This window comes from Eoetvoesiella sp., from assembly GCF_035555955.1.
GTDB lineage: Bacteria > Pseudomonadota > Gammaproteobacteria > Burkholderiales > Burkholderiaceae_B > Eoetvoesia.
Genome location: NZ_DATMGA010000045.1, coordinates 37,555 through 51,379, shown reverse-complemented (window position 1 = coordinate 51,379; position 13,825 = coordinate 37,555). Strand labels below are relative to the sequence as shown.

Sequence of the window (13,825 nt, the reverse complement as noted above, 5' to 3'; positions counted from 1 at the left end):
CAGGCTTTGCAGTTAAACGAGCTGTTGAGTCGGCCCCGAACGGGTGTGCTGGTCAACAGCTTTGTCGTTTAACGACTCGGAACATATACCTTCCATCATGACCAACGACAGATTCATGATTTTTACCGGCACCGCCAATCCTCGCCTGGCGGTCGATGTTGTCAATCACCTGGATATGTCGTTGGGCAAAATGACCGTGGGCCGTTTCTCCGATGGCGAGGTCATGGTCGAAATCAACGAGAACGTTCGCGGCAAAGACGTTTTCGTGCTGCAGCCCACTTGCGCGCCGACCAACGACAACCTCATGGAAGTCATGGTCATGGTCGATGCCTTGCGCCGCGCTTCGGCGGGCCGCATCACCGCCGCCATGCCTTATTTCGGCTATGCCCGCCAGGACCGCCGCCCGCGCTCGGCGCGCGTGGCCATTTCGGCTAAGGTCGTGGCCAACATGCTGCAGGTCGCCGGCGTCGACCGCGTCATGACCATGGACCTGCATGCCGACCAAATCCAGGGCTTTTTCGACATTCCCGTCGACAACGTCTACGCAAGTCCGGTGCTGCTGGGCGATATCTGGCGCCGCAACTACCAGAACGTCGTGGTGGTGTCGCCCGACATCGGCGGCGTGGTGCGCGCCCGGGCGCTGGCCAAGCAGCTCGAGGCCGACCTGGCCATCATCGACAAGCGCCGTCCGCGGGCCAACGTGTCCGAAGTCATGAACATCATCGGCGAAATCGACGGCCGCACCTGCATCATCATGGACGATATGGTCGATACGGCCGGCACGTTGTGCAAGGCGGCCCAGGCCCTGAAAGAACGCGGCGCCCTGGGCGTTTACGCCTACTGTACCCATGCCGTCCTGTCGGGCGGCGCGGTGCAGCGCATCTCCGAATCCGACCTCGACGAGCTGGTTGTCACCGACACCATTCCCTTGTCCGACGAGTCGCGCGGCTGCGGCAAGATCCGCCAGTTGTCGTGCGCGTCGCTGCTGGGCGAAACCATGCTGCGCATTTCCAACGCCGAATCGGTCAGTTCGTTGTTCGTCGATTAAAATCCGTTTTCCGTTGCCTGCTGGTCGCGGCAGGCAGCGATACAGCGCGGCGCATGAGCGCCGCGGTTTACCACAGGGCTTTCATGCCCATTGTTTTTGGAGCTTTTCCATGAAATTCAATGCCACTTTGCGTAGCGTTCAGGGTACGAGTGCGAGCCGCCGCCTGCGCCGCGCTGGTCGTGTCCCCGCCATCGTCTACGGCGGCAAGGCACAGCCGCTGAACATCGAACTCGATCACAACGAAATCTACCACGCCCTGCGCAAGGAAGAATTCCACGCGTCCATCCTGGGCATGGAGCTCGAAGGCAAGACCGAACAGGTCCTGTTGCGTTCGGTTCAATGGCACCCCTACAAGCAGCAAGTCCTGCACGTCGATTTCCAGCGTGTCGATGCAACGCATGCCATCACCACCAAGGTGCCGCTGCATTTCATCAACGGCGAAAACTCGCCCGCGGTGAAGGTTGGCAAGTCCATCATCAGCCACCTGCTGACCGAGCTCGAAATCTCCTGCCTGCCGGCGGATCTGCCTGCCTCCATCACGGTCGACCTGGGCACGCTTGAAGCGGGCGCCACGTTCCACCTGGATCAGGTTTCCCTGCCCAAGGGCGTGACCTTCGCAGCCCACGGCGGCGACGGCAACCCCGCATTGGCTACTGCTCCCGTCAAGGCCGGCGGTGCTGGCGACGACGAAGCGGCCCCTGAAGCGCCTGCCGCTCCCGAAGCCGAATAATCATCGTGTTTCGTGGCTGTGCCCGCGCTGTCCTGACCGACGGCGGGGCAGGGCAAGAACCCCTGCTGGCGGCTGCCATCAGGGGTTTTGTTTTACCATGTCCACCATCCGGTCCGGCATGCCGCCGGCATCGATCCGGACACCGTCATATTTTATAGCGACCTATGAAGCCTCCTATCCGCCTGATCATCGGGCTGGGCAACCCCGGCCCCGAGTACGAAACCACGCGCCATAATGCGGGCTTCTGGCTGGCAGACCATCTGGCCGACGATTTCAAGGCCGGCTTCAGTCTGGAAAAAGGTTTTTCCGCCTGGGTGGCCAAGGGGCGCTTCGAAGGCGAACCCGTGGTGCTGGCCAAGCCCACCACGTTCATGAACCGTTCGGGCCAGGCGGCCGGCGCGCTCATGCGCTTCTACAAGCTGGCGCCCGAAGAGGTACTGGTGCTGCACGACGAGCTGGATCTGCTGCCGGGGCAGGTCAAGATGAAGCAGGGCGGCGGGCACGCCGGGCACAATGGCCTGCGCGATATCCAGTCGGCTTTTTCCAGCCCGAACTTCTGGCGCCTGCGCATCGGCATCGGCCATCCCCGGTCGCTGGGGCTGGCGCAGCAGGTGGTGGGGTTCGTGCTCAACCCGCCCAAGCGCGAAGAGCTCCAGGCCATTGAAGGGGTGATCGACCGCTGTCGGGCCGTGGTTCCGCTGATGCTGAAAGGCGATTTCACCAAAGCGATGCATCAGTTGCACGAAGGAAACAGTGCTTAAGGCCGATCCCGCCGGCGGCCGGTTTCGCGACGAGTTCCGGCTGTTCGCGCGCTTTCTGGCGCGGCCGCGCCTGGCGCCCAGAGCGCCGGGCCGCTGCGCGGCGTGCAATAGCTGGCAGGCCGACTGGCTGCCTGTCGTGTCCTGGCGCCAGATGCTGCAATGGGCCGCGTTTCTTTGGTTCGTGAACATGGTGTTCCTGGGACCCATCGCCTTCATGGCGGCAGGCGCGGGAGGAGCCCAGCACCGGCTGGACCTCGGCAATATTCCGTGGCTGCAGGCGGTACTGTGGGCGCCCGTCGTGGAAGAGCTGGTCTTTCGCTACGGCTTGCGCCGGCCCGGCCGGGCGTTGTGGCTGCTTCCCGTGGCCGTGGTGGCCATGCTCGCGGGGTCAAGATGGAGCACGATGGTGCTGGTCGCGGCCATTGTGCTGCTGTGCTGGCGCATAGAGAGCCGCCCATTCTCGCTGGACAGGGCTGTTCGCCAATTGTCCTGGCGCCAACGCCGCGCCTACCAGGCCTGGTTTCCGTGGGTGTTCCATGTGTCGTGCCTGCTTTTCGCGGCAATACATCTGCATAATTTTTCGCTGCACGACACCCCCTACTGGTTGATGCCTTTGCTGGTGCTGCCGCAGTGGCTGACCGGGCTGGCGCTGGGCTGGATGCGCGTGCGCCGGGGAATCGGCGCTTCCATGCTGCTGCATGGCTTGTTCAACAGCGGCCCGTTGCTGATCGTGTGGATCGTGCTGCACACGGTGCCGCAGCTGGCGGCTTGAATGATGCCTGCCCCGGCACGGTAAAATGGCTGCAAATTACAGCTTCAATTAAGAAAACAGGATATTCATGGCTCTGCAATGCGGCATCGTTGGCCTGCCCAACGTAGGAAAATCTACTCTATTCAATGCGTTGACCAAGGCGGGCATTGCGGCGGAAAACTACCCCTTCTGCACGATCGAGCCCAATGTGGGCGTGGTCGAAGTGCCCGACCAGCGCCTGGCCGCCCTGGCCGAAATCGCCAAGCCCGAGCGCATCCTGCCGGCCGTGGTCGAGTTCGTCGACATCGCCGGCCTGGTGGCGGGCGCCTCCAAGGGCGAGGGGCTGGGCAACCAGTTCCTGGCCAATATCCGCGAAACCGATGCCATCGTGCATGTGGTGCGCTGCTTCGAGGACGACAACGTCATTCACGTTGCGGGCCGCATCGACCCCATCTCGGATATCGAAGTCATCAACACCGAGCTGGCGCTGGCCGACCTGGCCTCGGCCGATAAGGCCCTGCAGCGCAACCAGAAGACGGCGCGCGCGGGCGACAAGGAGGCCATCAAGCTCGTGGCCGTGCTGGAAAAAATCATTCCCGTCCTGAACGAGGCCCGCCCCATCCGTTCGCTGGGCCTGGACGACGACGAGCTCGCCCTCATCAAGCAGTTCTGCTTCATCACCGCCAAGCGCTGCATGTACGTGGCCAACGTGAAGGAAGACGGCTTCAGCAACAACCCGCATCTGGAAGCCGTGCAGAACTATGCGCAGGCCGAGAACTCGCCCGTCGTGGCGGTATGCGCCGCGGTCGAGGCTGAAATCGCCGAGCTGGACGACGAAGACAAAAGCGTGTTCCTGGCCGACATGGGCATGGACGAGCCCGGCCTGAACCGCGTGATCCGCGCCGCCTACACGCTGCTGGGCCTGCAAACCTACTTCACGGCCGGCGTCAAAGAAGTCCGCGCCTGGACCATCCACATCGGCGACACGGCCCCCAAGGCCGCCGGCGTCATCCACACCGACTTCGAGCGCGGCTTCATCCGCGCGCAGACCATAGGCTTCGACGACTTCATCGCCTGCAAGGGCGAGCAGGGCGCCAAGGAAGCCGGCAAGATGCGGGCTGAGGGCAAGGAGTATGTGGTGAAGGACGGGGACGTGTTGAATTTTTTATTCAACGTGTGATGGATGGGTGGATATCGGAGCGGGGCGCGTTGGATTGAGCAGGCCTTGCGCAGGCCGACCTACGCTCAGAAAATGGGGTGATGAAATAGTAGTAATGAGGTACTTTTCGAGACAATACCCCATTTAAAGGCTATGATTACCCCATTTACACAGGCCGAGCTTACATTTCAATGCATTCGCTCACACCCGAGTACCTCGCAGCGCTTCGCTTCGATGGCACCCAAGCAGCCTCGTTGCGGTTATTGGGCGAGTACCAGGGCAAGCAACAGCTTTATACTACGCAGTCGCCGGAAGCTCTCAAAGGACTGCGTCAGATTGCCGTGGTTGAGTCCACTGAGTCTTCTAACCGGCTAGAAGGCGTTGTCGTCGCTCCCTCGCGGTTGAAGTCACTGGTGATCCGCAACGTGGCGCCCAAGAGCCGCTCTGAACAGGAAATTGCCGGTTATCGCGATGCCCTGGCGCTGATTCACGAATCGGCTGAGAACATGGCTTTCAACGAAGGTGTGGTGCAGCAATTGCATGCCTTGCTTTACCACTACATGCCGCAGGGTGGCGGGCGCTGGAAGGCCGCCAATAATGACATCATCGAACGCTATTCAGACGGCGCTTCACGGCTGCGTTTCCAGCCGGTTGCTGCGCATCTGACGCCGATGGCCATGGCCGATCTGAGCCGCTATTACGCCACCTCACTGGATCAGCATTTGGCCGATCCGCTGGTGCTGGTGCCGCTGGCGATGCTCGACTTTCTGTGTATTCATCCTTTTCCGGATGGCAACGGGCGTATGTCCCGCTTGTTGACCTTATTGATGCTTTATCGCTTCGACTATGCCGTAGGCCGTTACATCAGCCTGGAGCGCATCTTTGAGAGCACTAAGGAAGGCTATTACGAGACGTTGGAAGCCAGTTCGCAGGGATGGCATCAGGGGCAACATGACGTCAAACCCTGGCTGGACTACTTCTGGGGTGCCTTGCTCCGGGCTTACCGGGAGTTCGAGAAGCGTGTTGGCACCATCGAGCGGGGGCGTGGCAGCAAGGGCGACCGCGTGCGGGCGGACGTCCTGGGGCGCACTTTACCATTTTCGATTTCGGAGGTTGAGGCGGCTTGCCCGGGAGTGAGTCGGGACATGGTACGGCAGGTGTTGCGGGCACTTAAGTCAGAAGGGTTGATTGAGTCTACTGGCAAAGGGCGTGGGGCGAAATGGATCAAGCGAGCGTAAGGGGAGCACGATGGAACTGATCGACAACATCAGCCGCTTGCTAGGCGACGATCTTAAGCAGACTCTCAGGACCGGCGCGCGCCTGAAGATTGCAGCCTCGTGCTTTTCAATGTATGCCTACGAGGCCTTGAAGTCCGAACTGGAAAAGATCGATGAACTGGACTTCATCTTCACCTCTCCCACCTTTGTGGCCGACGAAGTCACAGACAAGATCCGCAAGGAACGCCGCGAGTTCCACATCCCCAAGCTGGAGCGGGAGCGTAACCTGTACGGTAGCGAGTTCGAAATCCAATTGCGCAACCAACTCACCCAAAGGGCGGTTGCCCGGGAATGCGCCGACTGGCTACGACGTAAGGCCAAATTCAGAAGCAATCGCAGCAAAGCTCCCATGCAGCAGTTCGCCTGCGTGCAGTCGGGCAGTACCGACACTGCCTATATGCCGCTACACGGCTTTACCGCCGTCGATCTGGGCTACCAACAGGGCAATGCCGTGTCCAACTTGGTCAACAAGATGGACGAACCCAGTTTTACGGCCACCTACCTGAGCCTGTTCGATCAAATCTGGAACGACCCGGAAAAACTGGAAGACGTCACGGCCCAAATCTGCGACCACATCGCCTCGGTTTATCAGGAAAACGCGCCCGAGAGCATCTATTTCCTGGTGCTCTACAACATCTTCAATGAGTTCTTGGGCGACATCGACGAAGACGTCCTGCCCAACGACCGCACCGGCTATCAGGACACGCTGATCTGGAACAAGCTCTTCAACTACCAGAAGGACGCGGCCACCGGCATCATCAACAAGCTGGAGACCTACAGCGGCTGCATCCTTGCCGACAGCGTCGGCCTTGGCAAGACCTTCACCGCGCTGGCCGTGGTCAAGTATTACGAGCTGCGCAACAAGTCCGTCCTGGTGTTGTGCCCCAAGAAGCTGGCCGACAACTGGCTCAACTACAACCGCAACCTCAAGACCAACCCTTTCGCCAAGGATCGCTTCGGCTACGACGTTCTGGCCCACACTGACCTGAGCCGTACCAGCGGCGAATCGTTCGGCACGCCGCTCAACCGCATCAACTGGGGCAACTATGACCTCGTCGTCATCGACGAATCGCACAATTTCCGCAACAACGACGCCTACAAGGACAAGGAAACCCGCTACCAGAAGCTGATGAACAAGGTCATTCGTGAAGGCGTGAAGACCAAGGTATTGATGCTCTCTGCCACGCCGGTCAACAACCGCTTCACGGATCTGAGGAACCAGCTCGCGCTCGCCTATGAAGGCGACTCGGAAAATCTCAACAAGAAGCTGCGCACCAGCAAATCGGTGGAAGAGGTCTTCCGCAACGCGCAGAAAGCATTCAATGCCTGGTCGAAGCTGCCGCCGGAGCAACGCACGCCACGCGCCATTCTGGATGCGCTGGACTTCGACTTCTTCGAGCTGCTCGACAGCGTCACCATCGCGCGCTCGCGCAGGCATATCCAGACCTTCTACGACACCAAGGACATTGGCCATTTTCCTGAGCGCCGCAAGCCCTTGTCGTTCCATTGCGCGCTGACGACGCGCGATGACGTGATGGGTTTCAACGAGATTTTCGAGCAACTGACCCAGCTCCTGCTGGCGGTGTACGCACCCGCCAAATACATCCTCGCCAGCAAGCGCCAGCAATACATTGAGCGTTTCAATGAACAGTCTGGTGACGAGAAGGGCAACCTGAGCCTGGAAGGCCGGGAAAGCGGCCTGCAACGCTTGATGACGGTCAACCTGCTCAAGCGGCTGGAAAGCTCCGTCCAGTCCTTCAGGCTGACGCTGCAATCGCTGCAAGCCAACCACCAGAACACGCTGGCGCAGATCGCGGCCTTCAAACAGACCGGCAGCGCGGCCAGCGTGGATGACATGACCGGCGTGCTGGAAGACCTTGATGCCGAAGAAGACGACCTGCTCGATGAACTCGAACAAGGCAGCGACACCGGTGGCAAGCTCAAGATCAGCCTGTCCGATATGGACTTGCCCTCGTGGGAACACGACCTGAAAGCCGATCTCGCCCACATCGAAGTGCTGCTGACCTCGATGGCGAGGATCACGCCCGAGGACGATGCCAAGCTCCAGCATCTCAAGGGGCATGTGCTGGGCAAGATCACCAACCCCATTAACCCCGGCAACAAGAAGATCCTGATCTTCACCGCCTTCGCCGATACCGCCGACTATCTGCACGCCAATCTGGCACCCGCATTGCAGGCCCTGCAACTGCATACCGGCAAGGTGACAGGAAGCGATCGCCCCAAGTCCACCTTGCCCAAAGCGTATGACTTCCAGGAACTGCTGACGCTTTTCTCTCCTCGTTCGAAAGAGAAGGCCGTCGTTCTGCCGAATGAGCCAGCCGAAATCGACGTGCTCATCGGCACGGACTGCATCTCCGAAGGTCAGAACCTTCAGGACTGCGACTACCTCATCAACTACGACATCCACTGGAACCCGGTACGCATCATCCAGCGCTTCGGGCGCGTGGATCGCATTGGCTCACCCAACACCAGCATCCAGTTGGTGAACTACTGGCCGGACATCTCGCTGGACGAATACATCAACCTCAAGGAACGTGTCGAAAACCGGATGATGATCGTGGATGTCACCGCCACCGGCGACGACAACGTCATCTCCGCGCAGGCCAACGACGTGTCCTACCGCAAGGAGCAACTGCGCCGCCTGCAAGAAGAAGTCATTGAGCTGGAAGACCTGAAAACCGGCGTCTCCATCACCGATCTTGGCCTCAACGATTTCCGCATGGACTTGCTGAACTACGTAAAGGCCCACGGCGATCTGGACAAGTCGCCCAATGGACTGCACGCCGTCGTTCCCGCCAACCACGATCTCGGCCTCGCCCCCGGCGTCATCTTCACGCTGCGCAACCGCAACGCAGGCGTGAACCCGCCCGCCCACCTGCCACAGCACAACCGACTGCATCCTTATTACCTCGTGTACATTGACCGCGATGGCGAAGTCGTTCACGACCACACGGAGGTCAAGCGTCTGCTCGACCTGGTGCGCTCGTGCTGCAAAGGGCAAGCGGCACCGATTGCCGAAGTCTGCCAACGCTTCAACAAAGCCACCGCTGACGGCCGCAAGATGCAGCCGTATTCCGATCTGTTGAACAAGGCCATCCGTTCGATGATCGAGGTGAAGGAAGAAGAGGACCTCGACAGCCTGTTCACTGGTGGAAAGACCACGGCGCTCACGCACATCATCAACGGGTTGGACGATTTCGAGTTGATCGCCTTTCTGGTGATACAGGAGGCCGAATGAGCCAGCCAGACTTCGCGCACCAACATCCGGCCTTTATCGCCTACCCGGCGCAGGCCGCTTTTGGCCGCACGCTGCCCAAGAGCAAGGTATACGAGCACAGTAGCGCGACCACCCGCCTCAAGGACCTGTTCGTCAAGCAAGTCGAGCAGATCGTCTGGGCGTTCAAGCTCGCGCCGGAAACGATTCACCTGCCTGCTCGACCCCGCGTACCAGAAATTCAGGTTTTCAGTCTTCAGCTCAAGACGCCGGAACTGCATCGTGACGTGTTGCGTTGTATTGACGGGGCCATTCCGTTCCCCATCGTGTTCGAGCTGGCCTTCGAGGGCAGGACTCAGGTCATCGCCGCCTACAAACGCCTGAACGAGTCCGATGCGAACCGCTGGGTGATATCGGACTACTTTGCGACCGACTGGCTGCCGGTCGGCAGCCCGCGGACAACCATGCCCGTAGCGCTGCACCTGGGCGGCTTGTACGAGCAGTTGCTGCACCGCCTGATCCCTCTATCCGTGCGCCCGCAGGAAACGCTGACCGAACTGGTGGCGCGCGTGGAGCAGGTGCAGGCCAAGCAGCGTGAACTGGATAAAACAGCAGCGCGACTGGCGAAGGAAAAGCAGTTCAACCGCAAGGTGGAGATCAATGCGGCCTTGCGTGCTTTGAAGAACGAGACTGAAGTATTTAACCGCTGAAAAAATTTGAGCTATGTGATTTGAAATATCTTGGGACGACGATGCTAAAGAAGATTTCGATTTCCAACTACAAGAGCTTTCATCCGACCAAAGCGGTCGAAATCGAGCTCGATACGAGCACCCAGAAGCCCGTGCTCTTCTACGGTCTGAATGGCGCCGGCAAGTCGTCCATTGGCGAAGTAATTCATGGCTGGGGCGAGAAAAATCCAGCTTTCGCTCATTGCTCTGTTGAGATTTCGGGTCAGGGATCGTATCGCCCGGTGGTTTATAACAGTGACTTCGTTGATCGCGTGATTGGTGGCGTAGCTGGAATGCCAGGCATCTTCACCTTGGGTGAACTCGATACACAGTCGCAAAAGAAAATTGAAGAAATAACGCCAGAGATTGCCGCTGCTGAAGCACGACGTGAAGAGTTAAAGGGGCTAACTGCATCGGCGACGAACTCATTGACTGCTGCGAAAAATACGGCCCTAGCCGAGGTTTGGAAAGCTCATGCCGCTCATAGCGGCGGAGAACTTCAGCCGTTGATACAGGGCTATGGAAATAATCGACAGAATTTCTTTGACGCGCTGAAGGCTATTCAGGTTGCCGAAGACGAAGAGCTGGATACGATTGAAAATTTAAAGAAACGATTGGCAGAAGTATCAGGGGCCGAACCCCAGAAGTCCAAGCTAAGTTTGCGCGAACCGGGATTCCAGGAGATAGAGCTTGACGCGATCTGGCAGGAGCGCATCGTTGTATCTGGACAAAGCAGGTTGGCTCCACTCATCGAGAAGTGGGGGAACAGCGACTGGGTTAACAAAGGACGGGAGTTTGCGCATGACCCGGAGTGCCCTTTTTGCCAGCAGGCAATGCCGCATGATTTGCTCGCCGAACTTTCCAAACTTTTGGATGGCGACAGGCAAGCAAAAATTGATCATATCCAAAGCCTCGCCCAGCGATATGAGGCGGCGATTTCTGCATTAGAGGCTTCGGTCGATCAAGCACTGCAAGACCCGTTTGCCAAGGAAGATGCTGGGCTAGCAGGCGCATGGTCTGCGCTCAAGTTGGTCTTGCAGACCAATCTGATCGCAATGAAAGCGAAAATTGAAAAACCGAGCGAGCCTGCCAACATTGCCGAATCCTGCCTGAGTGACTTGCTGGATAAGCTCGCCGTAATCAACCAGCGAATCTCGGGATTCAATCAGCGCATCTCTGATCGTGATGCGGAAAAACGCCGTATCAAGGCCGAATTCTGGAAGGTCCTTCGCCGAGACAGAGCCGCAGCCTTTTCTACATACGACGCCATGACCGCGCCGCTTCTCGACCAGAAGGCTGGATATGACAAAGAGGACAGTGGGCTGGCGACAAAGTTAGGATCGCTCAACGTAACGCTGGCCGAGCTTCGCCGAAAGCAGACTGGCGTGGATGCGGCGATGGTTGCTATCAATCAGCGGCTTTCCAACATGGGGATTTCCGCTTTTTCAATCGCCAGAAAGTCAGAGCAAGAAAGCCTGTATTGTCTAAATCGGCAGGGGAAAAATAGTGGCGAATTGAAGTCATTGAGCGAGGGGGAGAAGACCCTGATTTCCTTTCTCTACTACATGGAACTGCTGAAGGGATCAGTGAAAGAAGGCGAGACGTTCCAACTGGACAAGACCATTGTTGTTATAGATGATCCAATTTCCAGTCTTTCGGTCAACTACGTCTTTGACATCGCAGCTGTAATTTGCAAGGAATTGATCGCACCAGCTGGCGGCCAAAAGGTTCGCCAAGTCATTGTGCTGACCCATAACCTATTCTTCTTGCACGAGCTGATGAAGCAGCTTAGTGCGACCGATAAGAACGGAAAGTGCCAGCTATTCAGAGTGACCAAGAATTCGCACACCCAAGTCAGTTCGATGAAGGCGAGTGAGCTGATGAACGATTATGACGCCCTTTGGTTCATCCTCCGTGAGGCGAGAGATCAGCAATTGCCAGCCCATGTTGTGCCGAACACCATGCGCTGCATCCTTGAGCACTTCTTCTCGTTCAACAACAAGGACGAAGAATTCAAAGCGGCTTTAGGAAAGCTGGAGCAGCAAGACAACCGATTCGTGGCGTTGGCTCGATTCCTAGATAGAGGGTCGCATAAGGACGGTATCAACTTCAGCGTCATGGACTACGCAGACTATGATCTCGCGTATTACTTGGAAAAATTTAAAGCCGTGTTCGACGAGGCGGGTTTCCAGCAGCATTACGAGGCCCGTATGGTGGTCGCGTGAAACAGTATTAAGAATTGTACATAGAGAATACGATGGAAAAATTGAAAATGCACTCGCCCAACCTGACCGAAGACAACATCGCGCGCATCCGCGATCTGTTCCCCGGCTGCGTGACCGAGGCGCGATGCGAGGACGGCAGTGTGAAGCTGGCGGTGGATTTCGACCAGTTGCGGCAGGAGCTTTCGGCTTCGTTGGTGGAAGGGCCGCAGGAGCGATATCACCTCAACTGGCCGGGCAAGCGTGAGGCGCTGCTAACGGCCAATGCGCCGATTGCCAAGACGTTGCGGCCTTGCCGTGAAGAGAGCGTGGACTTCGATACCACGAAGAACCTGTTCATCGAAGGCGACAACCTGGATGCATTGAAGCTGTTGCAGGAGACGTACCTGGGCAAGGTGAAGCTGATTTATATCGACCCGCCGTACAACACGGGCCGAGACTTCATCTACGACGATGACTTCAGCGAGGATTCCGAAAGCTATTTGATCGAATCCAACCAGGTCGATGAGCAAGGTGGTCGCTTGGTCGCCAATACGGAGGCCAATGGTCGCTTCCATTCGGACTGGTTGAGCATGATCTATGTGCGCCTACGGCTTGCAAGGAACTTGCTCAAAGACGATGGGGTCGTCTTCATCTCAATTGACGACAATGAAGTCGATAACCTGCGCAAGGCATGCAGCGAGGTATTCGGCGAGAAGAACTTTGTTGCACAGATTATTTGGCAAAAAGTATTTTCTCCGAAGAATAGTGCCCGCTGGTTCTCCGAGGATCATGACTATATTTTAGTATATGCGAAGCAAGGCGAATCGTGGTTGCCTCAACTGCTGCCGCAAACTGAGGAAATGATTGCTCGCTACAAGAACCCAGACAACGATCCGCGTGGCCCTTGGACGTCCAGTGATCTAGCAGCGAGGAATCGCTATGACGCAGGGCTCTACCCGGTGACTTGTCCATCAGGGCGCGTTATTCAAGGCCCACCTCGGGGTAGGTATTGGTCAATTAGCCAATCAACATTTGACAATCTCAACCGCGACAATCGTATTTGGTGGGGGGCTGACGGTGACAACATGCCAAGACTCAAGCGTTTCCTTTCCGAAGTGCAGCAGGGGCGGGTGCCACAAACACTCTGGCCCTACGAAGAAGTAGGGCATACCCAGGACGCCAAGAAAACTCTTCTCAAGTACGTGCAATTCGAGTACACGGAAAACGTGCTGAACTCCGTTAAACCGGTAGAGCTGTTACAACGCATACTGCAACTAGCTGGCAAGCCGAACGACGGCGACATCGTGCTGGATTTCTTCAGCGGCAGCGCCACTACGGCCCATGCCGTATTGAAGCAGAACGCCGAGGATGGCGGCAACCGACGCTTCATTGGTGTGCAGATTGCCGAACCGCTTCCAAAGCCTGAGCCCGGCATGGCCTCGATCTTTGAAATGGGGCAGCGACGGATACGCAATGTGGCCAAAGAACTGGGTGAAAGCGATACGTCCCGGCAACTTGACCTTGGCTTTCGCGTCCTCAAGATCGACACATCCAACATGGCCGATGTGTATTACTCCCCAGACGCGCTGGACAAAGCCAACCTCGACCTGTTCGTGGACAACATCAAGCCCGACCGCACGGCGGAAGACCTGCTGTTCCAGGTGATGCTGGACTGGGGCGTTGACCTCGCCCTGCCCATCGAGAAGAAGTCCATCCAGGGCAAGGATGTGTTCTTCGTGGACGGCAATGCGCTCGCCGCCTGCTTTGACGCGCACGGCGGCGTGGATGAAGCCTTCGTCAAAGAACTGGCCACGCACAAGCCGCTGCGCGTGGTGTTCCGCGATGCGGGGTTCAAGGACAGCGCCGTCAAGATCAACGTGGAGCAGATCTTCAAGCTCTTGTCGCCATCCACCGAAGTGAAGAGCATTTGAG

Annotated in this window: 10 protein-coding genes; all 10 read left to right on the top strand. The window is 57.9% G+C overall.

Going from position 1 to position 13,825, the window contains the following annotated elements; genetic code table 11:
• The first annotated feature begins 97 nt into the window (after window positions 1–97).
• The 10 genes from VNT00_RS11905 (at window position 98) to VNT00_RS11860 (ending at window position 13,824) form a co-directional block, all read left to right on the top strand.
• A complete protein-coding gene (locus VNT00_RS11905) occupies window positions 98–1,048 on the top strand; it encodes a ribose-phosphate pyrophosphokinase (protein ID WP_325587719.1) in 951 nt (316 codons plus the stop codon).
• A 109-nt stretch (window positions 1,049–1,157) separates the two neighbouring features.
• Complete coding sequence (locus VNT00_RS11900; RefSeq protein WP_325587717.1) at window positions 1,158–1,778, top strand: 50S ribosomal protein L25/general stress protein Ctc; 621 nt, start codon at window positions 1,158–1,160, stop codon at window positions 1,776–1,778.
• A 164-nt stretch (window positions 1,779–1,942) separates the two neighbouring features.
• Window positions 1,943–2,539: an aminoacyl-tRNA hydrolase gene (gene pth / locus VNT00_RS11895; protein ID WP_325587715.1), complete on the top strand. Its 597-nt coding sequence runs from the start codon at window positions 1,943–1,945 to the stop codon at window positions 2,537–2,539.
• On the top strand, window positions 2,532–3,311 hold the full coding sequence (locus VNT00_RS11890) for a CPBP family intramembrane glutamic endopeptidase (protein WP_325587713.1): 780 nt from the start codon (window positions 2,532–2,534) through the stop codon (window positions 3,309–3,311). The genes pth and VNT00_RS11890 overlap by 8 nt, the downstream gene beginning before the upstream one ends.
• Window positions 3,312–3,378: 67 nt before the next feature.
• Window positions 3,379–4,470 (top strand): redox-regulated ATPase YchF, encoded by a 1,092-nt coding sequence (ychF, locus tag VNT00_RS11885; protein WP_325587711.1) that lies wholly within the window; start codon window positions 3,379–3,381, stop codon window positions 4,468–4,470.
• A 170-nt stretch (window positions 4,471–4,640) separates the two neighbouring features.
• On the top strand, window positions 4,641–5,687 hold the full coding sequence (locus VNT00_RS11880; RefSeq protein WP_325587709.1) for a Fic family protein: 1,047 nt from the start codon (window positions 4,641–4,643) through the stop codon (window positions 5,685–5,687).
• Between the two features lie 10 nt (window positions 5,688–5,697).
• A complete protein-coding gene (locus VNT00_RS11875; RefSeq protein WP_325587707.1) occupies window positions 5,698–8,985 on the top strand; it encodes a helicase-related protein in 3,288 nt (1,095 codons plus the stop codon).
• A complete protein-coding gene (locus VNT00_RS11870; RefSeq protein WP_325587705.1) occupies window positions 8,982–9,671 on the top strand; it encodes a DUF4391 domain-containing protein in 690 nt (229 codons plus the stop codon). The genes VNT00_RS11875 and VNT00_RS11870 overlap by 4 nt, the downstream gene beginning before the upstream one ends.
• A 41-nt stretch (window positions 9,672–9,712) precedes the next feature.
• A complete protein-coding gene (locus VNT00_RS11865; RefSeq protein ID WP_325587703.1) occupies window positions 9,713–11,914 on the top strand; it encodes an AAA family ATPase in 2,202 nt (733 codons plus the stop codon).
• A 32-nt stretch (window positions 11,915–11,946) separates the two neighbouring features.
• On the top strand, window positions 11,947–13,824 hold the full coding sequence (locus tag VNT00_RS11860; RefSeq protein WP_325587701.1) for a site-specific DNA-methyltransferase: 1,878 nt from the start codon (window positions 11,947–11,949) through the stop codon (window positions 13,822–13,824).
• Window position 13,825: the final 1 nt, after the last annotated feature.